The sequence below is a fragment of the Micromonospora sp. DT62 genome (assembly GCF_049847285.1).
Taxonomy (GTDB): domain Bacteria; phylum Actinomycetota; class Actinomycetes; order Mycobacteriales; family Micromonosporaceae; genus Micromonospora; species Micromonospora reichwaldensis.
Genome location: NZ_JBNCOB010000005.1, coordinates 76,517 through 98,351, shown reverse-complemented (window position 1 = coordinate 98,351; position 21,835 = coordinate 76,517). Strand labels below are relative to the sequence as shown.

Annotated in this window: 20 protein-coding genes; 11 read left to right on the top strand and 9 right to left on the bottom strand. The window is 70.5% G+C overall.

Features of this window, described 5'->3' with window-relative positions:
- Both ACPXCB_RS09715 and ACPXCB_RS09710 read right to left on the bottom strand, forming a co-directional pair.
- Nucleotides 1-256, bottom strand: a 256-nt coding sequence (locus ACPXCB_RS09715; RefSeq protein ID WP_425874146.1) for a hypothetical protein, incomplete at its 3' end; no start/stop codon positions are given.
- Nucleotides 257-590: 334 nt separating this feature from the next.
- Entirely contained in the window at nucleotides 591-2,123 is a 1,533-nt protein-coding gene (locus ACPXCB_RS09710) for a M1 family metallopeptidase (RefSeq protein ID WP_425874144.1), read from the bottom strand.
- Nucleotides 2,124-2,324: 201 nt separating this feature from the next.
- Between ACPXCB_RS09710 and ACPXCB_RS09705 the strand changes: the two genes are divergently transcribed.
- The 3 genes from ACPXCB_RS09705 (at nucleotide 2,325) to ACPXCB_RS09695 (ending at nucleotide 6,854) form a co-directional block, all read left to right on the top strand.
- Nucleotides 2,325-3,125 carry an SGNH/GDSL hydrolase family protein gene (locus ACPXCB_RS09705; protein WP_425874142.1) on the top strand — a complete coding sequence of 267 codons (801 nt, stop codon included), beginning with the start codon at nucleotides 2,325-2,327 and terminating at the stop codon, nucleotides 3,123-3,125.
- Nucleotides 3,126-3,296: 171 nt separating this feature from the next.
- Nucleotides 3,297-5,930 (top strand): FtsK/SpoIIIE domain-containing protein, encoded by a 2,634-nt coding sequence (locus ACPXCB_RS09700; protein ID WP_425874140.1) that lies wholly within the window; start codon nucleotides 3,297-3,299, stop codon nucleotides 5,928-5,930.
- Complete coding sequence (locus ACPXCB_RS09695) at nucleotides 5,931-6,854, top strand: hypothetical protein (protein WP_425874138.1); 924 nt, start codon at nucleotides 5,931-5,933, stop codon at nucleotides 6,852-6,854.
- 113 nt (nucleotides 6,855-6,967) lie between these two features.
- Here the strand turns inward: ACPXCB_RS09695 and ACPXCB_RS09690 are convergent, their stop codons facing one another.
- Both ACPXCB_RS09690 and ACPXCB_RS09685 read right to left on the bottom strand, forming a co-directional pair.
- The gene (locus tag ACPXCB_RS09690; protein WP_425874137.1) at nucleotides 6,968-7,279 is read right to left on the bottom strand and encodes a hypothetical protein; all 312 of its coding nucleotides are present in this window, start codon (nucleotides 7,277-7,279) and stop codon (nucleotides 6,968-6,970) included.
- On the bottom strand, nucleotides 7,276-8,220 hold the full coding sequence (locus ACPXCB_RS09685) for a hypothetical protein (protein WP_425874135.1): 945 nt from the start codon (nucleotides 8,218-8,220) through the stop codon (nucleotides 7,276-7,278). The genes ACPXCB_RS09690 and ACPXCB_RS09685 overlap by 4 nt, the downstream gene beginning before the upstream one ends.
- 472 nt (nucleotides 8,221-8,692) lie before the next feature.
- Here ACPXCB_RS09685 and ACPXCB_RS09680 point away from each other — a divergent pair, with 472 nt between their 5' ends.
- The 4 genes from ACPXCB_RS09680 (at nucleotide 8,693) to ACPXCB_RS09665 (ending at nucleotide 10,642) form a co-directional block, all read left to right on the top strand.
- Nucleotides 8,693-8,911, top strand: a complete 219-nt coding sequence (locus ACPXCB_RS09680) for a winged helix-turn-helix domain-containing protein (protein ID WP_311413617.1) — start codon at nucleotides 8,693-8,695, stop codon at nucleotides 8,909-8,911.
- A 235-nt stretch (nucleotides 8,912-9,146) separates the two neighbouring features.
- Nucleotides 9,147-9,410, top strand: a complete 264-nt coding sequence (locus ACPXCB_RS09675; protein ID WP_091076450.1) for a DUF6244 family protein — start codon at nucleotides 9,147-9,149, stop codon at nucleotides 9,408-9,410.
- Nucleotides 9,411-9,716: 306 nt separating this feature from the next.
- Complete coding sequence (locus ACPXCB_RS09670; RefSeq protein WP_425874132.1) at nucleotides 9,717-10,163, top strand: hypothetical protein; 447 nt, start codon at nucleotides 9,717-9,719, stop codon at nucleotides 10,161-10,163.
- On the top strand, nucleotides 10,160-10,642 hold the full coding sequence (locus ACPXCB_RS09665; RefSeq protein ID WP_425874130.1) for a hypothetical protein: 483 nt from the start codon (nucleotides 10,160-10,162) through the stop codon (nucleotides 10,640-10,642). The genes ACPXCB_RS09670 and ACPXCB_RS09665 overlap by 4 nt, the downstream gene beginning before the upstream one ends.
- A 779-nt stretch (nucleotides 10,643-11,421) precedes the next feature.
- Here ACPXCB_RS09665 and ACPXCB_RS09660 read toward each other — a convergent pair.
- The 3 genes from ACPXCB_RS09660 to ACPXCB_RS09650 form a co-directional block, all read right to left on the bottom strand.
- The gene (locus ACPXCB_RS09660) at nucleotides 11,422-12,072 is read right to left on the bottom strand and encodes a hypothetical protein (protein WP_425874128.1); all 651 of its coding nucleotides are present in this window, start codon (nucleotides 12,070-12,072) and stop codon (nucleotides 11,422-11,424) included.
- Nucleotides 12,069-12,386, bottom strand: coding sequence for a PadR family transcriptional regulator (locus tag ACPXCB_RS09655; protein WP_393164761.1), 318 nt, complete (start codon nucleotides 12,384-12,386; stop codon nucleotides 12,069-12,071). Before ACPXCB_RS09655 ends, ACPXCB_RS09660 begins: the two co-directional genes overlap by 4 nt.
- 91 nt (nucleotides 12,387-12,477) lie before the next feature.
- A complete protein-coding gene (locus ACPXCB_RS09650) occupies nucleotides 12,478-13,011 on the bottom strand; it encodes a DUF4240 domain-containing protein (RefSeq protein WP_425874126.1) in 534 nt (177 codons plus the stop codon).
- Between the two features lie 247 nt (nucleotides 13,012-13,258).
- Between ACPXCB_RS09650 and ACPXCB_RS09645 the strand changes: the two genes are divergently transcribed.
- On the top strand, nucleotides 13,259-13,807 hold the full coding sequence (locus ACPXCB_RS09645; RefSeq protein ID WP_425874124.1) for a nucleotidyltransferase family protein: 549 nt from the start codon (nucleotides 13,259-13,261) through the stop codon (nucleotides 13,805-13,807).
- Nucleotides 13,808-13,983: 176 nt separating this feature from the next.
- On the opposite strand, the gene ACPXCB_RS09640 is transcribed toward ACPXCB_RS09645, so the two are convergent.
- Nucleotides 13,984-14,571: a Fic/DOC family protein gene (locus ACPXCB_RS09640; protein WP_425874122.1), complete on the bottom strand. Its 588-nt coding sequence runs from the start codon at nucleotides 14,569-14,571 to the stop codon at nucleotides 13,984-13,986.
- Nucleotides 14,558-15,154 carry a type II toxin-antitoxin system antitoxin SocA domain-containing protein gene (locus tag ACPXCB_RS09635; protein WP_425874120.1) on the bottom strand — a complete coding sequence of 199 codons (597 nt, stop codon included), beginning with the start codon at nucleotides 15,152-15,154 and terminating at the stop codon, nucleotides 14,558-14,560. The genes ACPXCB_RS09640 and ACPXCB_RS09635 overlap by 14 nt, the downstream gene beginning before the upstream one ends.
- Nucleotides 15,155-15,372: 218 nt before the next feature.
- Between ACPXCB_RS09635 and ACPXCB_RS09630 the strand changes: the two genes are divergently transcribed.
- Genes ACPXCB_RS09630 through ACPXCB_RS09620 form a run of 3 tightly spaced genes read left to right on the top strand, consistent with a single transcriptional unit; the run spans nucleotide 15,373 to nucleotide 21,790 of the window.
- Entirely contained in the window at nucleotides 15,373-18,861 is a 3,489-nt protein-coding gene (locus tag ACPXCB_RS09630; protein ID WP_425874118.1) for a DEAD/DEAH box helicase family protein, read from the top strand.
- Nucleotides 18,858-20,300 carry a restriction endonuclease subunit S gene (locus ACPXCB_RS09625; protein ID WP_425874116.1) on the top strand — a complete coding sequence of 481 codons (1,443 nt, stop codon included), beginning with the start codon at nucleotides 18,858-18,860 and terminating at the stop codon, nucleotides 20,298-20,300. The genes ACPXCB_RS09630 and ACPXCB_RS09625 overlap by 4 nt, the downstream gene beginning before the upstream one ends.
- Nucleotides 20,297-21,790 (top strand): type I restriction-modification system subunit M, encoded by a 1,494-nt coding sequence (locus ACPXCB_RS09620; protein ID WP_425874114.1) that lies wholly within the window; start codon nucleotides 20,297-20,299, stop codon nucleotides 21,788-21,790. The genes ACPXCB_RS09625 and ACPXCB_RS09620 overlap by 4 nt, the downstream gene beginning before the upstream one ends.
- The last annotated feature ends 45 nt before the right edge of the window (nucleotides 21,791-21,835 follow it).

Sequence of the window (21,835 nt, the reverse complement as noted above, 5' to 3'; positions counted from 1 at the left end):
CCTGGTCCCGGTCCCGGTCCCGGTCCCGGTCCCGGTCCCGGTCCCGGTCCTGGTCCTGGTCCCGGTCCTGGTCCCGGTCCCGGTCCTGGTCCTGGTTTCGGTCCCGGTTTCGGTCCTGGTCCTGGTTTCGGTCCTGGTCCCGGTCCCGGTCCTGGTCCCGGTCCCGGTTGCGGTGACGGGCGCGGGGATCGGCCGGCGCCCGGGCGGGTGAATCGTCTACGACATCAGCTCGAAAGCGTCGACGCAGGCTTCCCATCCAGCGCGTGCGAGGTCCGCCTCTGGCGTGTGAACGAGTGCCGAAACCCCGCAAGAGGGAGGGAGACCGAGGTGGTTCTGGCGCTGCGGCGTGCCGCGCCGCGCAAAGGGCGTGAGCCGCGCAAAGGGCGTGCGCCGCGCGAAGGGCGTGAGCCGTGCGGAAGACGGCCGTCGGAGTGCGGATGGCACGACACGTCGGCCGCAGCCGCCCGCCTGCACCCGTAGCGCCGTAGGCCACAGGCCGGTGCGGGTATCCGCCCACGGGCCGGTGCGGATACCCGCCCACGGGCCGGTGCGGGTGCCCGCCCCATGAGACGGGCGGACACCCGCAGCGCTCAGCGGGTCAGGAGCTGGTGCGACTCGCGGAGCTTGGTCCAGGACTTCGGCTCGGCGGGCGGGCCGGCCTTGCGGGCCGCGCCGGGCACGTCCGGCCGACCGGGGGTGAGCAGCCAGGTGGTGAAGAAGTCGTCCAGGTCCAGACCGGAGATCCGTTCGGCCAGGGCCTGGAACTGGGCGGTGGTGGCGTTGCCGTGCCGGTGCGCGGCCGTCCAGGCCGGCAGGAGTGCGAAGAACGCCTCGTCGCCGATGGCCAGCCGCAGCTGGTGCACGGTCATCGCGCCCCGGTCGTAGACGGCGGCGTCGAAGATCCTGCCCGGCCCGGGCGCGCCCGGCGGCACCTGCCAGAACTCGTCGTCGGCCGGGTAGCTGGCGTACGTGAAGTCGAACAGCTCCTGCGCGGTGCCCTCGCCCTGCTCCTCCGACCAGAGCCACTCCGCGTACGAGGCGAAGCCCTCGTTGAGCCAGATGTCGCTCCAGTCGGCCAGCGAGACCGAGTTGCCGAACCACTGGTGGGCCTGCTCGTGCACCACCACGTAGGTGTTGGCGCCCCGGCGCCAGAAGCCCGGCCCGTACACCGGGCGGGTCTGCGTCTCCAGGGCGAAGCCGATGCCGTCGACGGGCCCGGCCACGCCGCCCTGCGCCTCGAAGGGGTACGGCCCGAAGATTCCGCTGCACCACTCGACGACCTCGGCCGTGCGCTCGATGCTGGCCCGCGCGGCCGGCCCCAGCTCGCCGAGGCCGGCGCTGTAGGCATTCACCACCGGCTGCCCGTTGGGCGCCGTGTCGGTGACGATGTCGTACTGGCCGATGGCGAGGAAGGACAGGTAGGTGGCGGTGGGTGAGGTGGTCCGCCAGCTCCACCGGGTGCGGTTGCCCGCCTCGGCCAGTGGCGGGCGGGGCTGGACGCCGTTGCTGATCACCTCGACGCCGGTCGGCACCGAGACGGAGACGTCGAAGGTGGCCTTGTCCAGCGGGTGGTCGTTGCTGGGGAACCACCACCAGGCCGACTCCGGCTCGTTGACCACCATCGCCCCGTCGGCGGTGCGGGTCCAGCCGGTGTAGCCGCCGACCAGCGTCTCCGACGGCACGCCCGAGTAGCGCACCACGATGGTGAGCTGCTTGCCGGCCGTGATCGCGCGGCGCGGGGTGATCGCCAGCTCGTGCACGCCCTCGCGGGTGGCCGTGGCCTGCCAGCCGTCGACGCGCACCGACTCGACGTCGAGCAGGAAGTCCAGGTTGAACCGGGACAGGTCCTCGGTGGCCCGGGCCAGGATGGTGGTGGTGCCGGTGAGCAGGTCGGTGGCCGGGTCGTAGCGCAGCCGGACGTCGTAGTGCTGGACGTCGTAGCCGCCGTTTCCGTAGTCGGGGAAGTAGCTGTCGCCCAGTCCCGGGCCGCCGGGTTGCGGTGCGGCGGCGGGGACGGGCCGGCCCAGGGCCGGTGGGGCGGCCTGGCCGGGGGTGCCGGCGACCAGGCCGCCGGCGGTGGTGACGGTCAGGGCGGCGATGGCCGCCGTGAGAGCGCGTCGCACGGGGTGGACTCCCTCCGTCGGGGTGTACGCACCGGCCAACCTAATCGACGATCGTGAACATGTTGGTCCCGTCGCCCCGATCCGACCCATTCCATTGATCTGAATGTTTCGATAGCATTACCGCCTGGTAACAAGCCCCCGTCCCTGGCCACGCGCGCGGTCACCGGGCCCACCACCCCCTGTCCCGTGGAGGTCCCCCTCATGCCCCACCGTCCGCTGGCCCGTGCCCTCGCCGCGCTGGTCGCCCTGTCCACCGCCGCCCTCGGCGCGCTGCTCGCCCCCGGCACCGCCCAGGCCGCCGCAGCCGTCAACTACGTGGCCCTCGGCGACTCCTACTCCTCCGGCGTCGGCGCCGGCCCGTACGACCTGTCCACCTGCCTGCGCAGCCAGAAGTCGTACGCCCCGCTGTGGGCCGCCGCCAACGCGGTCACCAGCTTCACGTTCCCCGCCTGCGGCGGCGCCGTCACCTCCGACGTCATCAACAACCAGGTCGGCTCCCTGAGCGCCAGCACCACCCTGGTCACCATCACCATCGGCGGCAACGACGCCGGCTTCGCCGACGTGATCACCAGCTGCCGCTTCGGCAGCACGTCGAGCTGCACCAACGCCGTCAACGAGTCGAAGGCGTTCGCCACCACCACGCTGCCGGGCCGGCTGGACGCCACGTACGCGGCGATCCGGAACCGGGCCCCGAACGCGCGGCTGATCGTGCTCGGCTACCCGCGGCTGTTCGAGACCGGCTCCTGCGGGCTGCTGGCGATGAGCACCTACAAGCGGACCATCCTCAACGAGGCCGCCGACGTGCTCGCCACCGTCATCTCCGGCCGGGCCGCCGCGGCCGGCGCCACGTTCGCCGACACCCGCCCCTACTTCGCCGGGCACGGGGTCTGCGCGGCCGACCCGTGGATCCGCGACGTCAGCGGCGTCATCGAGGCGTACCACCCCGACGCCGACGGCTACCGGTACGGCTACCTGCCGGCCCTCAACGCCGTCACCGGCTGACCCACCGCCCACCGCAGGTGTGAGGAACGTGCCCTTCCTGTCGCACAAGCGAGAGGAAGGGCACCTTCCTCACACCTCAGCCGCCGCGCCCGGGTTCGTCACTGTCCGGTGTCGTCGGTGTCCGTTAGGGTCTTTGTGGATCAGGTGGGGCGACGGCGACGGGAGCGAGAAGTGGGCAGGCTCGCGTCGGCGTACGGGCAGGCGGTCGCCGCCCACCGGGCCGCCCGCGTCCACCTCGAAAACGCCCGCGCCGCGTGGCGTGCCGCGCCACCGCCCGCCCCACCGGAGGCCGACCCCGACCTGGTCGCCCGGCTGGCCCGCGTCGGCGGCGCCCTCGCCGCTCCCGCCCCGGGCACCCCGCTGACCGGTACGCCCCGGCCGGTCCGCCTCGGTGAGGCGATCACCGCTGGCGGCGGATTCCCCGTGCTGGTGCCCCTCGGCGGCGGCCACCACCTGTCCGTCGACGTCGACGCCCGTGACCCGCGTACCGCCGCGCTGCTGCGGGCCGTCGTCCTGCGGATGCTGGCCACCGCGCCGCCCGGCGGGCTGCGGGTCGCCGGGCTCGACGCCGCCGCCCTCGGGGCCACCTTCGGACCGCTGCGCCCGCTGGTCGACGCCGGGGTGCTCGACCCGCCCGCCACCACCGAGGCGGAGGTGGCCGCGCTGCTCGACGACGCGGAGCGGCACGCCCGCGCCGCCCGCAACGGCGACCGCGACGACCAGGAGCTGTTGCTGGTGGTGGCCGCGTCCGCCCCGTCGCCCCGCGAGGCCGCCCGGCTCGCCGCGCTCACCCACGCCGGCCCGGCCGCCGCCGTCTGTGTCCTGGTCGGCGGCTGGCCGTCCGGGCCGTCGGCCACCCCACCGCCGCCGCTGGGCACCACCACCGCGCTGCGCCTGACCCCCGACGGGTACGCCCACGTCGGCGACCCGCCCGGCGCGGCGTTCAGCGCCGACGGCACCGGGCTGGCCGTGCCGGTGCTGCTCGACGGCGATCCGCCGCCGGCGGCCGTGTCGGCCCTCGCGGGGCACCTCGACGCCGCCGTCCGCCGCCAGGCCGCCGTGGGCTTCGCCGAGCTGCTGCCCCCGCACCGGTGGACGGAGTCCGGCCGAGTCGGCCTGCGTACCGTGGTCGGGCGCGCCGGCCGGGAAGCCGTCGTGGTCGCCTTCGACGACGCCACCCCGCACTGGCTCGTCGGCGGGCGCACCGGCGGCGGCAAGACGGTCTTCCTGCTCGACGTCCTCTACGGGCTGGCCGCCCGCTACTCCCCGGCCGAGCTTCAGCTCTACCTGCTCGATTTCAAGGAGGGCGTGAGCTTCACCGAGTTCGTGCCGACCGAGCGCGATCCGGCCTGGCTGCCGCACGCCCGCACGGTGGGGATCGAGAGCGACCGCGAGTACGGCGTCGCCGTGCTGCGCGAGCTGCGCCGTGAGCTGAACCGCCGAGCCACCCTGCTCAAGCGGCACGGCGTAACGAAGCTCGCCGACCTGCCCGCCGACGTCGCGGCGCCCCGGGTCGTGGCGGTGGTCGACGAGTTCCAGGTGCTGCTGGCCGGCCGGGACGCCCTCGCCCGCGAGTCGGTGGACCTGTTGGAGGAGTTGGCCCGCAAGGGCCGCTCCTACGGGGTGCACCTGGTGCTGGCCAGCCAGAGCACGACCGGTATCGAGGCCCTCTACGGGCGGGCCGAGGCCGTCTTCGGGCAGTTCGCCCTGCGGGTGGCGCTGCCTGGTGGCGGCGGCGTGCTCGACCGCGACAACCCTTCCGCCGCCACCCTGAGCGTCGGCACGGCCGTGCTCAACACGGCTGCCGGGGCCGCCGGCGCCGACACGGTCGTCCGTTTCCCCGATGCGCATGCCGAATCCGGCGTGCTGGCCCGGCTGCGCCACGAGCTGTGGCAGGCCCGCCCGGCGGGTGCCCGCCCGCCGTCGGTGTTCCGGGGATACGAGGGGGCCCGCGTCGAGGACGACACCACGTTCGCCGGTCTGCGCCCAGGCGGCCGGCGTCCCCTGGCGCTGGTCGGCCGTACCGTCGACATGGACGGCACGTCCGCGCTGTTCATGATGGACACCAGCCCCGGCCGGCACCTGGCCGTCGTGGGCACCGCCGTCACCGCCGCCGAGGTGCTGCGCGCGGCCACTCTCAGCCTCGCCCGCCAGCACGGCCCCGGCGAGGCGCGGTTCCTGCTCGCGCCCCTCGTGGCCGCCGCCGACCCGGCCGTCGACGACACCGTCGCCGTGCTCGTGGCCGCCGGGCACACCGTGGAACGCCTCGACGCGCACGCCCTGCGCGACCGGATCGTGGCGCTGGCCGCGCCGACCCCCGCCCCGCACGCGGCGCCCGGCCCGGACACAACGGCCAGCCCGGTCACGCCGCCCAGCCCGGACGCGACGGCCGGCGTGGCGGGATCCACCGGTGCGGGGGCGGCCCGCACCTACCTGGTCGTGTTCGGAATGGATGCCGCCTCCGCCGTGCTCGCCGCCGCTGATCCGGTGACGTTCCGTTCCGCCCAGGAGGACCTGCGTGCCCTGCTGCGTCAGGGGCCGGGGCGGGGCGTGCACCTGCTGGGCTGGTGGCGCGGCCTGCGCCGGCTCGCCGACGACCTCGGTGGCACCCAGAACCGGGACGACGTGGCCTGCCTGGTCGCGCTGAACGTGACCGGCGCCGAGTTGGGGCTGCACCTGGGCGTGCACGATCTGGCCTACGAGCCGCGCGCCGACCGGGCGCTGCTGGTCGACCGGCACGACCAGCGGGTACGCCTCATCGTGCCGTTCACCCGCGACGGGCACCCGCCGGACGGGGAGAGCTGAGTGTCCACCTTCGAGGACTACGCGGCGCTGGCCCGCCATCTCGCCGCCCAGCGGCGGGCCGGCGAGGAGGGCGCCGCTGTTGAGTCGGCCCGCCAGCGGGACCTGCACGCCGCCGTCGACTACCTCGACCGCCGGCTCACCGCGCAGGGGCAGCGCCTCGACCAGCTCGGCCACACGATCGGCAGTCCACCCCAGCCCCCCGGCCAGCCCGCCCCCGGCACCCCACCGGGCGGACCGGTTCCGGCTGCGCCGACGTCGGGCGGACCGGTTCCGGCTGCGCCGACGTCGGGCGGGCCGGTGGCGACTGCGCCCAGGTCGGGCGGCCCGTCGGCCGTCGGGGGGCCGTCGGCCGGGCAGCCCCACGGGTTGCCGCCACCGGGGACGGGACCGCTCGGCGGCGCAGCCGCCGTGCCGGGGCGGCCGGGGGTCGGGGCGTACGCCCAGGGGAGCCCGGGGGAGACGGCGCTGGCGGTGCCGGGCGCGGTGCCCACGCCGCGCGCCGGGGAGCTGGACCCGACGGCGGAGCTGGAGTCGGCGCGGCGCTGGGCCGACGAGGCCGACCGGCTTGGCCAGCAGGTCGAGCTGCTGGCCCAGCGCCCGGCGCTGCTGCCGAGCTGGTCACCGATGGCCCGGGCGCTCGCCGTCTATCTCGGCTGTGCCGGCGTCGGCGTGCTGCTGATGCTGGTCATGGTGCTCGCCTCCGGCGTCGGGGCGCTCGGCCTCGGCACGCTCTACACGTGGATGTGCGCCGGGTTGCCCGCCGTGTCGCTGATCGCCGGGTGGCTCATCCTCGGTCGCTGGGGCACGCCCGCCGTGGTCGTCGGCACGCCGCCGCGCTACCCCCTGCTGGGCATCCTGGTCTGCTTCCTGGCCGTCCCGCTGGCCTACTGCGGCTACCTGCTGATGTTCCGCGCCCTGCGCTGACGCCGCGCTGTCGCGCCGGGCGGCGGTTTCGGTGGCGGTCAGGAAGGCGTCCAGCTCGGTGGGGGTGAGCCCCTCGTCCTCCAGCAGCGCCAGGAGCAGCACCGTGCCGGCGGTCACGGCCGGGGCGGTGCCGTGCGGAGACGCTGCTCGCCCAGGGCCGCGCCGAGCAGCGTCTCCGCCAGCGTCGGGTCGACGTCCATGCCGGTCAGGTCGTAGCGTTCCCGGGCCGCCGCGACGAACCTGATCAGCGGCGCGCGGTCCTGCCCGGCGACGAACCGGCGGCGCGCGGCCACCAGCAGCGCCCCGGCGAGCAGGTCGGCGTACCGCAGCCACTGCGGCTCGGTGAAGCGGCGCAACCGGCGGTCGTGCCGGCCGAGCCGCCCGTCGAGCAGGTTCCGCAGGGCGGTCGTCGGGTCGTCGGTCATGGGCGGTTCCACCTTCCTCGGTTCTGTCGGCTGCGCGGCAGCCCCGCTCTGGCTTGCCGGTCGCGCCGCCGGACGCTGGCGGCGACCAGCGCGGCGGCGGCCCGTGCCCCCTGGGCTGTCGCATGTGCGGTCGCTGATGTCTTCGCCTGCGCCGGGGCGACCAGCCGGGGCGGCAGCGTGGCTGCCGGTTCCGGTGCGCCGGCCAGCGCTGCGGCCCACCGGTCGATGGCCCGGCCACCCAGCGCCAGCCGCGCGGCCACCAGGTCGAGCCGGGCCACGGCCGCCCGGAACCGGCCCGCCGCGGCCAGGTCGCCCGGGTCGCGCGCCGCGCCGGGCCGCTGCGGCAGGGCGCCCCCGAAGGTGGGGCCGGAAGGCTCGGGGCGGCGGCGGATCCGGTCCTCGGCCGCCGCCAGCCACCATCGGGTCCTGGCGGCCTCGGCGGCGGCCCGGTCCGCGTCGGCGCGGGCCGCCCGCAGCCCGGCGAGCAGGTCACCGGCGCTGCCGGCACCGGCCCGGGCCACGCCGAGGCCGGCGTGCACGAGGCTCAGCGCCCGCCAGCATTCGGTGACGGCATCCTGCCAGGGCAGCCGCCGGCCGGGCGGTCCCGCGCCGTGCAGCAGCCCGCCGGCCCGGTCGGCCGCCGCGATGGTCGCCAGCCAGGCGTCCCGAAGCCCGTCGACGGCACCCGCGTGCCCCGGCAGCTCCGGCGGCACCGCCGGGCCTCGGGGCGTCGGCAGGTCGGGCGACGCCGGGCGGATCGGCGGCGGGGCGTCGCGCCGGTCGTAAAGTCGGGCCCGCGCGGCGCGCTGCGCGTCGCAGGGGCCGGGCCGTCCGCACCTGCGGCAGATCCCGGTGTACGCCTCCGTGTCGTGCTCGACGACCGTCCGCCGCGCCTCGGCCAGCTCGAGCAGTACGTGGTGGCGCAGCTCGTCGGCGTTCACGGAGTGATGACCCTGGCGTGCTTCACCAGGCGGGCGAAGCTCACCTCCGGGCACGGGTACGGTTCGCCGCACCCGCACATCCAGCGCGTCACGGGCCGGGGCGGGTGGGCGAACAGCACGTCGTCGGCGTCCTCGACGTCCTGCGCCGACGCGAATTCCGTGCCGCTGGTGGGTGGTGTGTGTTCGCCGGGTGGCAAGTGTGGTGGGTGGGGCACGTGGGCGTCTCCCGTCCGTCGCTGGCGGTGCGGAATCCAGCCGGGGCCGCGTGCGGGCGACCACGGCACGCCCGGCCGGCCGGGGGGATCGACCGGCCGGGCGCTCTGTGCGGTGGGGAAGAACCGGGTCCCGTGGGTGCTGACCAGGGGCTCGGCTGATGTCGAACCTACGATACCAAGCTATCGCAGTCAAGCAATCACTTGCGATAGCAAGGTGAGGGGTGGTCGAATGGCGGTGCTGACCAGGGAGTATCGCTATGCCACCGAGCCCCAAGTGGGTTTTGCTTGCCGAGCACATTCGCAACCAGATCGCATCAGGCGAGTTGCCGCCAGGCGAGAAGTTGCCGTCCACGTCGGAGCTCTGCCAGATCCACGGCGTGTCCGCGATCGTGGTGCGCAACGCGATGCTGACGCTGAAGGCCGAAGGGCTGGTCGTCGGTGTTCCCGGGGTGGGCGTCTTCGTCGTAGACGAGTGACGTCCGAACGTGTGGTGCCGCACTGCCGCCGCTTGGCGATCCGGGTCGCATCGTCGGAACTTCCCGTAGATCTTGGCAATTTTCGGCCCTTAGTGGGGCAACGTATCGCCAAGATCGAACCATCGGTGATGTCTTCAGGTGATCACACGGTCGCGCTCGGTGCGTTGATCTCGTACTCTCCTCTGTGGTCGTCGCTCGTGCGGGGCGCGGCTCGTCAGGAACCGGGGGAGGGCGTGTGAGCGCAGCGGAGATGATCGCCAGGTTGGCGGCGGCGTCGCAGAAGCTGGACGAGGCGAAGGCAAAGACGGCGGCGGCAGCCCAGGATGCGGCCGAGGCCCGACAACTTGTCGCGGGCGCGTTGCAGGGCATCGGCGCCGGGCCACTGATCGGCATGATCGATTCGTATCGGGAAGCACTGATGAGGGCGGCCCAGGGCAGCGAGCCGGCCAAGCAGCAGGTGCAGGAGACGATCGCCAAGGTGCACGCACTGGGAAATTGAGGTCGGGTGGTGGCGGCGGTACTAGTCAGCCACCCGTTGTCGCGAGACCCGTGATTCGGCCGGCGATTCCCCGAAGGCTTGACGCCGGTGCTCGCGGGCAGGCCGCTCCTCCTGCTCGCCCACGCGAACGCCTCTCCAGCGAGTCGATCGCCTGGTGGACATCAGCAACGGCGGCGGCATATGCGACGTTTCAAGAGTTCCTGCCGCCTGTGGTGAAGGCGTTCGCCGGCACTGTCCTGGCTGCCGCCACATCTGTCGGCTCGTACAAGGCATGGCAAGCGAAGCGGAGAGATCGGAGTAGTGTCGATGAAGATCGATGACCGTGTCGAGGGGCTGGTCAGATCTGTCCTGGATGCGGCGGTCCACAAGGATACCGACCGCCTTGCTGCGGCAACGGCGTCGCTCGGGGACGAGGCGACCGTGACGAAAGCTGTGGAACTCAGCCTCGCGGTAGCGGCTGCCGTGCTCTTCGAGGTTCATGAGGGGATGCCTTCGGCCGACCAGGTCACGGAGATCTCCCGCACGATCGCGGAGCAGGAACGGTGGAGCGGGGTCCGAGCTGCCGAGGTCGATTCCCTGCTGCAAGCGATTTCGACCGGAAGCCCGGTGGTAGCTGGGAGTGGTTCGGCGTCGGCCGCCGTTCCGTTTGTGGTCACGGCGAACCTGCTGGCCGCTGCCTCCCAGCCGGATGAGGGGGAGTGGTGGTTCAACTACCTGGACAAGGTGGAGGCGGCGATCGAGGCGGCGGGATGACCGGGGTGCCCGAGCCGGTGACGCGTGACGGTGGGGTGCTGGACGGGTTCCACATCCGGCAGGTGCCGGGTGACATCGGCGCCGAGGTCTCCGACTTCGCCAGCGAATGGGACGACGTCCGGTTCGCCACCCGGGTCTGGGAGCGGCAGACCGACGACGGCTACCGGGTCGACCTGCGCGTCCACGTCCTGCGGGGCGAGCGGCTGACCGACCTCGCCGCGCTGCGCGACTTTCTCGCCGAGTATCACGAGCGCGACCCTGACGACTGGCCGTTGACCGAATTCCCTCGTGGTGAGACCACGGGGCTTCATGACGCTTCGCAGGCGTTCTGGTTGGCCGAGCCTGGCGTCGCCGTCAACGTGCTGGTCGACCCCGCTCAGGTGGACCGGGAGCAGCTTCTGGCAACGGCGCTTGCCGTTGTGGCTGTCGGGGACGTGCGGCAGATGAGTTCATCTGCACGACCGGCAAGGGACTCGTAATGCAGGTGATGGATCACGCGCTGTGAAGGGAGGACTGTCGGTTGACTACGAGCGCTGACGAGCTGTTCGCGGCACGGCTCGCCTTCCCGGTGGGCGACCGCGTGCGAGGCACCGTGAGTGCCGTCCCGATGGGCGCGGGAAGGGCAGGGGTTCTGGTAGACCTTGGCCAGCCGCCGCGAGGATGGGTCGACGTCCTACACCTGCCGGATGACCCGACCGACTGGCCTCCGGTCGGCAAGGCTGGGCTCTTCGAGGTGGGGCAACACCGGCCCGGCCAGGTGCGGCTGTTTCCGTTGGACGCCGGGATGCGAGGTCGTGGGGCCCGTCTTTTACGCTGGTCCGGTGAGGAATGGGCCGCGATCACCAGACGGTACTCCGAGGGCGAAGTTGTCGTGGGAACCGTCACGAACGTTTTTCCAGGCAACCGCGAGTACACAGTCATGTTCGACGACTGCTGGTCGGCGGTCGAGTATGAGGACAACGCCCCGCCGGTCGGCTGGACCGGCCCGTTCCGTGTGACCCGTCTACTGGAGTGGACTCACCGAATTTTGCTAACGCCGGCAAAGTAAGGTCGCCGCTCGGGCGGCCAAGGGCAGCCGGGGGGCGCCCGCCCGCCTTCGACCGTGAGCTGTACAAACAGCGCAACGTCGTCGAGCGGGCGATCAACAAGATCACACAGTTCCGAGCCGTGGCCACCCGCTACGACAAGAGAGAGTTCTCGTACCAGGCTACGGTTGACGTCGCCACGATGAAGATATGGCTACGCGATCTCGCTCGCCCTAATCCCTAACCCACACGAATATGTCCCAGCCGAAGCCACTGAGAGCGATGGCCAGCACGACGGCGCTGACCGCCGTCGCGGTCACGGAGAGCCGCCGCCAGCGGTCGTTGCCGGTAAGCGCGTGGACGAGTGACCCTGTAGCGAGGACAGCTCCGAGCACCCAGCCATGAAGCATTATGTACAGCTGCGAGGTCATGAACAGCCAGGTGAAGGGGTTTAGCAGGGAGAAACCGAAAGGCACGAGGTCCTTGGGGTCGTGCATTTCGTGGGTGAGTTCATAGTGGCCGAGTCCCAACCGGATCCGGCTGACGGCGTATAACACCAGCACGACCGCATATAGAACGCCGAATCCCAACTGCGTCACTGCAAGGCCGGTACGTACGCGGGGCGCACCGGCTGCCCGGATGGCCAGCGCAATGTTCCCTGACGCAAGCACTGCTGTCCCCTTTCTGGTGGTAGCGGCAAGTTGGAGGGCTGCCACTGCGGTGCCGAGAGCGAGCCGCAGCGGAGACAGCCCTATGTCGGCGGCGCCGTGTATGTCGGCCTCCCACTGTTCGCGGTAGCGCGAACGGGCATCGGAGACTGGCAACGCGGCCGAGGCAAACCGGCTGACGGCCAAAGCGAGGCGCATTCGGCGGGATGCTGTCATCGGGCCAGGTTCGGCCGAATGGCGGAGTTCCGGAGCGTGCTCCGCTGAGCGGCGCGTTGGCAGATCCGGCGAGCCTCGGTCGCCCCGTCGCGCGTCAGTACGTACAGTCGCCGCCGGGCACCCTTGCGATCCTGGTCATCCCAGGAGGATGTGACCCATCCGGCTCTCTCTAGGCGGTCTAACAGTGGGTAGACCGTGCCGGACGGCCGCCCGGTAGCCTTGATGATCTCCAACCCCCATCGCGGCTGCTCAGAGTCAAGCAGGACGGTCAGGACGTCAACGGTTGCCCTACCTATACGGGCGAGCGGTTCCATGGGCCTTAAACTACATGTGTAGATTAACGATGTCTATCAGAGACTTTAAGAGTCGACACCTTCGCGGCCCTCAAGATCCACGAGACACGGCCTAATCCATGAAGAGCGCGGCGAGCCTCGGCAGACGCCGACGGACCTCGCCGTCGTCCTCGAAGTCCCAGCCCTGGCCGAGCTCCGGGTATCTGCCAGTGACCGCACTGCGCAGCTCCATGCTCCCTGATGCGACCGCGTATGCGTCCCATACGACGCCATACATGGATTCGCATTCAAGATCGAACCCGTCGTCGACGGCAACGCGTTGGACCACCGGCAGGTCGGCGAGCGTATCCGGGTCTGCCACAGCGCGTTCGAACATCTCACGCCCCTGTGTGAGCAGCCAGCCGCGGAAGTACTCGAAGCCGTCGTCGGAGCAGCCGCCGTTGATCAGATAGGCCGCCTGCCACAGGTCCCACCCGTACGACTGCGCACGCAGATCCCACAGCGGCTGCGCCAGTTCCGCGATCCTGTCGACCGGCAGGGCAGCCAGCAGTCGCAGTGTCTGCTCGGCGACGTTCTCGGCGTCCGAGGGGTCGACCGCAGACTCCCGTGCCTTCGCCACCACGTTCCAGAACTCGTCAACCCTCATGACGCGGGAGTATGGCAGCGGTCTCCGACTTCGCCGCCCACCATTCGCCGTCGTGCCCGTTCCTGACCGCCCGTCTAGCGCTCGGAGCCCTGGAAGATGAGCTGATCGCGGCAGATCCGGATACCCGATCTTGCCTTGGGGTCGACTCGACGGCTTATCCGCCGGTGACCAATGACTTCGCTCTGCCCTCAGCCCCCGCCTCGCAAGCGGTGCGTACGTCCGCTGGTCTAGGGTCCCTGGGGTGGTCATGAGCGCGCAGGACGTTGTGGGCGTAATCGAGTCAGATCCGGGAGTAATGAAAGTGCTTCGGGCTGCGGCCGACCTTGGATTACCGGACTGGTGGATCGGTGCCGGCTTCGTACGCAACCGCGTCTGGGACGCGATCAGCAACATCGCGGTCTCGCCGGAGCGCGACGTGGATGTCGCCTACTTCGACCCGGAGAAGCTGGACCCACGCGAGGACGCACGCGCCGAAGCCCAAGCCATGGTGGCCCTGCCTGGGGTGCCGTGGGAGATTCGTAATCAAGCACGGATGCATCTGCGCAATGGCGATGAGCCCTACACGTCCACCTTGGACGCGATATCGCGCTGGCCTGAAACGGCAACGTGCGTCGCGGTTACCCTGCGGGGTGACTCTGTTCGCCTGGTGTCCTGCCATGGGCTGGCTGACCTCGTAGGAATGGTTATCCGCCCCTCTCCAGCTTTCAACAATGCAGCGGGCCGCGCGAAGGTACAGCGCCGCGTGGAGGCCAAGGGATGGCTCGACCGGTGGGCCGGACTGCGGCTGGAGATCTAGCGCTCACGCCAAACGAAGGAAGGGTCGCGGGCGGTGCAGGTCAGATCGTGTGGATCGTGATGAGGTCTTCGAGACCTGCGAGGTCGTCGGCGTTGCGGGTGTACACGGCGGCGTCAAAGGGCAGCTTCTGGCAACGGCGCTTGCTGTCGTGGCGGTAGCGGATCGAGATGGCCCAGTCAGCTCAGGCGTCGAACGACCGGCCGCAGCACGTCCACCAGCGGACTGAGGTCGGCGGTGTTGAGGTGCGCCTGGCATGCCTCGATGTTCTCGGTCCTGTCCAGCTCGGACCAGTCGAGCAGGAAGCCTGCTGCCGCAGCGAGCTGCCGTAGGAACGAGCGGATCGTACGCCCGTTTCCCTCGCGGAAGGGATGGCAGACGTTCAGTTCGCCGTAGTAGTGCGCCAGCGCCTCCACGAAGGCGGCATGGTTCAAGCCGAGCAGGTGTCCGTCCGAATCGAGGCGCCTCAGGATCGAGCTGACCTGGTCGTCTATGAACCGCCAGTGGCAGAAGCGTGCACCAGGCTTGCTGATGTCGACACTGCTGGTCTGACCAGCCCAGGAGTAGACGTCGCCAAATAAATACCGGTGGAAGCTCTGGAGGTGGTCCAGCCCGTAGTTGCCGGGAATGATCAGGCGGGATGCCGAGATCTCACGGATCGACACCAGCCGGAACTCGGTTGTGCGAAGCTGCTCCGGGTCCGAGACGCCGAGCTTGTTCTTCAGACAGTCTGTGCCCGGCCAGCAGTAGGGATCAGGCTCGGTCACCGCTGATCCGGGCAATCTCCTGAGCGATCAGCTCGTCGGCGCTGATGACGCCGGACGCGACATCCCGGAGTCGATCCTGCCATTCCTCGTCGAACTCCTCGCCTTCGAGGGCGGCGTTCGCCGTGGCCAGCACGACGGCTGTTTCGACGCTCGCGACCTGGCGGGCGTAGTACGCCTGCATCATCTCGACGTCGATCTCCTCGTTCGAGCTTGCCGCCTCCGGCAAGGCACCGCGTGCGGCCCGCCAGGGAAGCTCGTTGTGGGTCATGGTCGACAGTTCGCTGGCGGAGAACTTGCCGTACGTGGTGGTCACCCAACGCACCGTATCTGCTTGAGCGGGCGTCAGCCGGGAAGCCTTGCCGTGCGGCCACTCGGAAACGGTGAGCTGGCGTCGGTGGTGGCGGTGGAGGAGCGGCACCACCGGGCCTTGTCGCCACGCCTCGATGCGATCCGGGTAGAGCGCCGCGCCGTGCCGAGCCAGGTGCCACCCCTGGCAGTAGTAGACGAGCTTCTCCAGCTTCATGGCGTTCATGGAGCCGAGCTCACCCAGCACCGCCGCTGCTACGTCATGAGCATCGGTCACGGTGGCACCTCCTTCCACGGCCTTTTTTGCTCCCCTGAGCCTAGCGATTAGGCAGGCGTGCTGGCGTCCACCGTTGACGTGTTGTCCCGTTCGGCCCTTTACTCGCGGTTGCAGGGGAGCAGGTGTCGGATAGGCGATAGGTCCCGGTCGCGGGTGTTCGTGTTGATCGTGCGCCCGTATCCTGACGTGTTCATCGGGGCCTATGGACGTGGGGAAGCATGGATCCTCGACAGGTGCGACGCCTGGCGGAACACTCCGCCAACTTCGGCTTTCTGAAAGACCATCCGCTGCTTGTCTGGTACGGGGCGGGAGCCGAGCTGCTCGTCTACGTCGACGCGCAGGCGGCGATGTTCAAGATCCGGGCGTTCGGCGACGAGATGGCGAAGGATCTGCTGCGCCGTACCGGTCAGCGACCCCGCAGTGACTTCTTCCACCGGGTGGAGGCGCTGCACGCCGACGGCACCCTGACCAGCGAGGTCTACCGCGCCTTCCACAGCCTGCGTGACCAGGGCAACCGGGCGGTGCACGACCATCTGGCCGAGGCGCGGGCGGCGCTGGAGATGCTGCGTACCTGCTTCGAGTTGGGTGTCTGGTTCCACCGGGCGCTGACCGGCGACCGTACGCCGATCGGTTTCGTGCCGCCGACGCCGCCCGCGCAGCAGGTCCCGCGCAGCGTCGCCGAGGCCCTCGAGGCGGAGCTGGACCGATACCGCGAGGAGCTGGCCGAGGCGAAGCTGCTGATCGACGGCGCGCAGTCCGTCGCGCAGGCGCGGGCCGCCGCCGAGCAGGCCGCCGACCAGGCGGTCCGGGCCGCCGCCGCCGGGCGCGACACGGCCGCCGCCCTGGTCAGCAGCCTGGAACCGGCGGTCCGCGCGGAGCAGGAGCGCCGCGACACCGCCCGACCCGGCCGCGTGTCGGCCGCCCGCCGGGAGGAGTTCATCGCCCGGGCCCGCCGCGCCTCCCGGGGGCCGCTGAACGAGGCGCAGACCCGCGTCGAGATCGACCGGCAGCTCGGTGAGGCCGGCTGGCAGGTGCAGAACGAGGAGCACATCAACCTGTACGCGGGCACGGGTGTCGCCGTCCGCGAGGTCACCCTCGCCGGTGGCCGGGCCGACTACCTGCTGTACGTGGACCAGAAGCTGGTCGGCGTCATCGAGGCCAAGCGGGAGGGCACCGCCCCGCGCGGCGTGGAGGCGCAGCTCGACCGCTACCTGCGGGGGCTGACCCCCGAGCAGACCATGCGCGCCTGGCGGCGGGACGCCCCGCTGCCGTTCGGCTACGTCGCCACCGGCACCGAGACCGCGTTCGTGAACCGGCTCGACCCGCACCCCCGTACCCGGGAGATCTTCGCCTTCCACCGGCCCGAGACCCTGGCGCGGTGGATGCGGGAGGCCGACGACGACCCGGCGGCGCCGACGCTGCGGGCCCGGCTGCGCCGGATGCCGGAGCTGGACCCGACCGGCCTGCGGCCCGCGCAGGTCGACGCGATCGTGGGCCTGGAACGGTCGCTGGCCGACGACCACCCCCGGTCGTTGATCCAGATGGCCACGGGGGCGGGGAAGACCTTCACCGCGGTCACCGCCAGTTTCCGGCTGCTGAGGCACGCCCGCGCCGGCCGGATCCTGTTCCTGGTCGACCGCAACAACCTGGGCAAGCAGACCCTCCAGGAGTACGCGGGCTTCCAGACCCCGGGTGACGGGCGGAAGTTCACCGAGCTGTATCCCGTCGACCGGCTCTCCGGCGCGGGTCTGCTCGACTCGTCGACCGTGGTGATCTCCACGATCCAGCGCCTGTACGCGGCGCTGCGCGGCGACGACCTGCCCGACCCGGACGCCGACGACCGCGCGTACGACGATTACGAGCTGGACGCGCCGGCGGAGGTCGGCTACCAGCCGCGCCTCCCGCCGGAGACGTTCGACCTGATCGTGGTGGACGAGTGCCACCGCTCGATCTACGGCCGGTGGCGCGCGGTGATCGAATACTTCGACGCGTTCGTGGTCGGCCTGACCGCCACCCCCGTCAAGCAGACCCTCGGCTTCTTCCAGCAGCACCTCGTCTCGCAGTACACCTACGAGCAGGCGGTCGCCGACGGTGTCAACGTCGGCTTCGACGTCTACCGGATCAGGACGCAGATCACCGACGCGGGCGCGACCATCGACGCTCGCACGGTGGTGCCGCTGCGGGACCGGCGTACCCGCGCCGAGCGCTACCAGGAGCTGGAGGACGACTTCACCTACGACGCCGGTCAGGTCGGCCGCTCGGTGATCTCGAAGGGCCAGTTGCGCCTGGTGCTGGAGACGTTCCGCGACCGCCTGTTCACCGAGATCTTTCCCGGCCGCAACACCGTGCCCAAGACGCTGATCTTCGCCCGCGACGACAACCACGCCGAGGAGATCGTCACGATGGTGCGGCAGGTCTTCGGGCGGGGCAACGACTTCGCCGCGAAGATCACGTACGCGTCCCGCCGCGACGGCGACAACCCCGACACGCTGCTCCAGGCGTTCCGCAACAGCCCGGAGCTGCGCATCGCCGTCACCGTCGACATGATCGCCACCGGCACCGACGTACGCCCCCTGGAGTGCGTCTTCTTCCTGCGGCCGGTGCGCAGCGCCACCTACTTCGAGCAGATGAAGGGCCGTGGGGCCCGCACTATCGACGCCGCCGAGTTCCAGGCCGTCACCCCCGACGCCCAGATCAAGGACCGGTTCGTCATCGTCGACGCGGTCGGCGTCACCGAGGCCGACCTGGACGAGGCGGTGCCGCTGAACCGGCACTCCGAGAAGCAGATCTCCCTGCGGGACCTGCTCAAGAAGGCCGGCACCCTGACCGCCGACGCCGACGAGGTGTCGACCCTCGCCGCCCGGCTGGCCCGCCTCGACCGGCAGCTCACCGACGCCGAACGCGAGGAGCTGACCGACCTCGGCGGGCAGCCGCTCACCGGAATCGTGCGGGGGCTTGTCGACGCCGTCGCCCCCGAACAGCTCAACCCGGCCAAGGCCGCCGGCCCCACCGCCGTACGCGACCTGCTGGCCGACGCCCTGCGCCCGCTCGCCGCGAACCCGGAGCTGCGCGAACGCATCCTGGAGATCCGGCGGGCCCACGACATCACCATCGACGAGGTCAACGCCGACACCCTGCTGTCGGCGCGGGGCGTGCCGGCCGAGGAACGGGCGCAGGTCACCGTCAAGGACTGGCACGCCTACCTGGAGGAACACCGCGCCGAGATCACCGCCCTCCAGGTGTTCTACGAGGGGCACGGCCGGATCGGGTACGACGACCTCAAGGACCTGGCCCGACGCATCGCCCGCCCGCCGCAGGCGTGGACGCCCGCGACGCTGTGGAAGGCGTACGTGCTGCTCGGGCGCACCGCCGACGCGCCCGGCACCCGGGGCGTGACCGACCTGGTCAGCCTCATCCGCTACGAACTCGGCCTCGACACCGAGCTGCGCCCCTACCGCAGCCTCGTGGAGGAGCGCTTCCGTGGGTGGCTGCTGCGGCAGGAACAGGCGGGAGCTACCTTCACTGCCGATCAGGTGTGGTGGCTGGAAAGGATCCGGGACGTGATATCGGTCAGCGTGGAGGTCACCCCCGACGACCTGGACGGCGCACCGTTCACCGAACGCGGCGGCATCGACGGGTACGCGGGCACCTTCGGCCACCGCGCCGAACCCCTCCTCACCGAACTCAACCAGGAGCTGTCCGCGTGACCGATCTGCCAGAAGGCTGGACGGAAGTGCGGCTTGATGACATCGCCTTGTCTGTCAAGAACGGAATTTTCGTTTCTCGGCCTGGCGTAGAGCCCGACGGTTTGCCGATTCTGCGGATCAGTGCCGTCCGGCCTGGACGTCTGCGAGTGGAAGACGTTCGTTACACCGGAAAGAGCGCGGCGGATCTGGGGGAGTCAGATTCCCTGCTGCACCCCGGGGATCTTCTCTTTACCCGCTACAACGGGAACATCAACCTTGTTGGGGCGTGTGCGATTGTCCCCCAGGGCGTTGGCCCGTTAACTTATCCCGACAAGCTAATTCGTGTTCGAGTAGACCCTGAAGCTGCCAACTCAGCCTACATCGCATACCTCTTCCAATCCCCGCAGCTTCGGTCCCGGGTGCGAGCCTTGGCCCGCACGACCGCAGGTCAGGCTGGAATCTCAGGGGCAAGTCTTCGGTCTGTTGGGATTCCGCTGCCGCCACTCGCCGAGCAGCGCCGAATCGTCGCCGCCCTCGAAGAGACCTTGGCAAGGCTGGATCGAGGTTTGGCGGGGCTGGCCCTCGCGGCGGGGCGGGCCCGCAAACTCGACCAGCGTTTATGTGGCCGAGTCGTTGGAGGGTGGCCGCTGTCGTCTGCTTCCGAGGAATATAACTTGCCGGATGGCTGGTCAATAGCCAACCTGGGTTCGCTGTCCTTCGAATCGGGATACGGCACATCTACGAAGTGCGCCTACGATGCGGCAGGCGTCCCGGTTCTTCGTATCCCAAATGTTCAGAATGGAGAGGTAAGTCTCGCGGATATGAAGTATGCGGTTGATGAGTCGCAGAACCTCGACAGCTACTTCGTGACTCCGGGTGATCTTCTTTTCGTCAGAACGAATGGAAGCCCTCAGCTGATTGGACGTGTTGCCGTGGTGCGAGAGGCGATGAAGGTCGCGTTCGCATCCTATCTGATTCGCTTTCGCCTCAAGCCGGGGACGGTCGATCCTGACTGGGTCGCGCTCGTCGTGTCCAGTCCGGCATGGCGGCAGCATCTCGAAACGGCAGCGGCCTCATCGGCCGGTCAGTACAACCTCAACTCCAAGACGCTTGCCAGCCTGCCTGTCCCGCTGCCTTCGTTAGAGGAACAGCGGGCTTTGCTGTCCGAAATGTCAACGGCGCGAACTCTGATCGAGAGCCTGACCAGCGAGTTGGCGACGGCGAAACGCCGGGCAGGCGCACTGCGTGCCTCGTTATTGGCGGAAGCCTTCGCGGGGCGGTTGGTGTCGCAGGATCCGAGCGACGAGCCCGCCTCGGAGCTGCTCGCCCGGATTCGGGCCGAGCGTCAGGCCGCCCTGCCGAAGCAGAAGGCGCGCTCCCCGCGTACCAGAAAAGACCTGGCGGCACCGCCGACCAGGGTGACCGGCGACGACTACCAGCAGGAGACTTTGCCGCTGTGAGCACTGTGGATTCGCGCCGGCTGGTGCAGAAACTGTGGAACTACTGCGACGTGCTGCGGGACGATGGCGTGTCGACCATCGACTACGTGGAGCAGTTGACGTTCCTGCTGTTCCTCAAGATGGCCGACGAGCGGGCGAAGCGGCCGATGCGGCCCGAGCAGATCGTGCCCGACGAGCTGAGCTGGCAGACGCTGCTCGACGCCGAGGGCGACGCCCTCGAGGTGCAGTACCGGCACATCCTGACCGGGCTGGCCAAGGAGGGCGGCACGCTCGGCACGATCTTCCGCAAGGCACAGAACAAGATCCAGGACCCGGCGAAGCTGAAGCGGCTCATCGTCGACCTGATCGACAAGGAGCAGTGGTCGGGCACCGGCGTCGACGTCAAGGGTGACGCCTACGAGGAGCTGCTGGCCCGGGGTGCGGAGGACGCCAAGTCGGGTGCCGGGCAGTACTTCACGCCCCGCGCGCTGACCGTCGCGATGGTCGACTGCATGCTGCCCACGCCCGACGACACGGTCACCGACCCGGCCTGCGGCACCGGCGGCTTCCTGCTTGCCGCGTTCGACCACATCCAGCGGCACCACGGCGGCAGCCTCACCCCCGACCAGCGTCGCAGCCTCGCCGCCGGGGCGGTCACCGGCACGGAATTGGTCGAGGGCACCGCCCGGCTGGCCGCCATGAACATGCTGCTGCACGGCATCGGCACCCCCGGCGGTGACTCGCTGATCGCCGTCGAGGACGCCCTGGGCAGGCCGCCCAGCCGCCGCTACAGCCTGGTGCTGGCCAACCCGCCGTTCGGCCGTAGCTCCACGATCCGCTCGGTGACCGAGGCGGGCCGGGCGTCCCGCGAGGAGCGGGAGATTGAACGGCCCGACTTCTGGGCCGCCACCGCCAACAAGCAGCTCAACTTCGTGCAGCACATCGCCTCGCTGCTGGAGATAGACGGCCGGGCCGCGGTCGTCCTGCCGGACAACGTGCTCTTCGAGGGCGGCGCGGGGGAGACCATCCGCCGCCGGCTGCTCAAGCAGTACGACCTGCACACCATGCTGCGCCTGCCCACCGGCATCTTCTACGCCGGCGGGGTGAAGGCCAACGTGCTCTTCTTCGAGCGCAAGCGCGCCCGGGAACAGCCGTGGACCCAGAAGCTCTGGGTGTACGACTTCCGCACCAACCAGCACTTCACGCTGAAGCAGAACCCGCTGCGCCGGGAGCACCTCCAGGACTTCGTGGACTGCTACCTGCCGAGCAAGGACCGCTCCGAGCGGGTCGAGACCGAGCGGTTCCGGGCCTTCACCTACGAGGAGCTGATCGCCCGCGACAAGGTGAACCTCGACATCACCTGGCTCAAGGACGCCTCCCTGGAGGACGCGGACGCGCTGCTGCCGCCCGAGGTCATCGCGCAGGAGATCGTGGAGGACCTGGAGGCGGCCCTACGCGAGTTCGCCGCCATCGCCGACGCACTCGGGCGGCGTAGTCCCGATCCGACCTGATCCTCCGAGCTGTCGCGCCGCATTGGTGCCCCGCGGCTGTCAGCG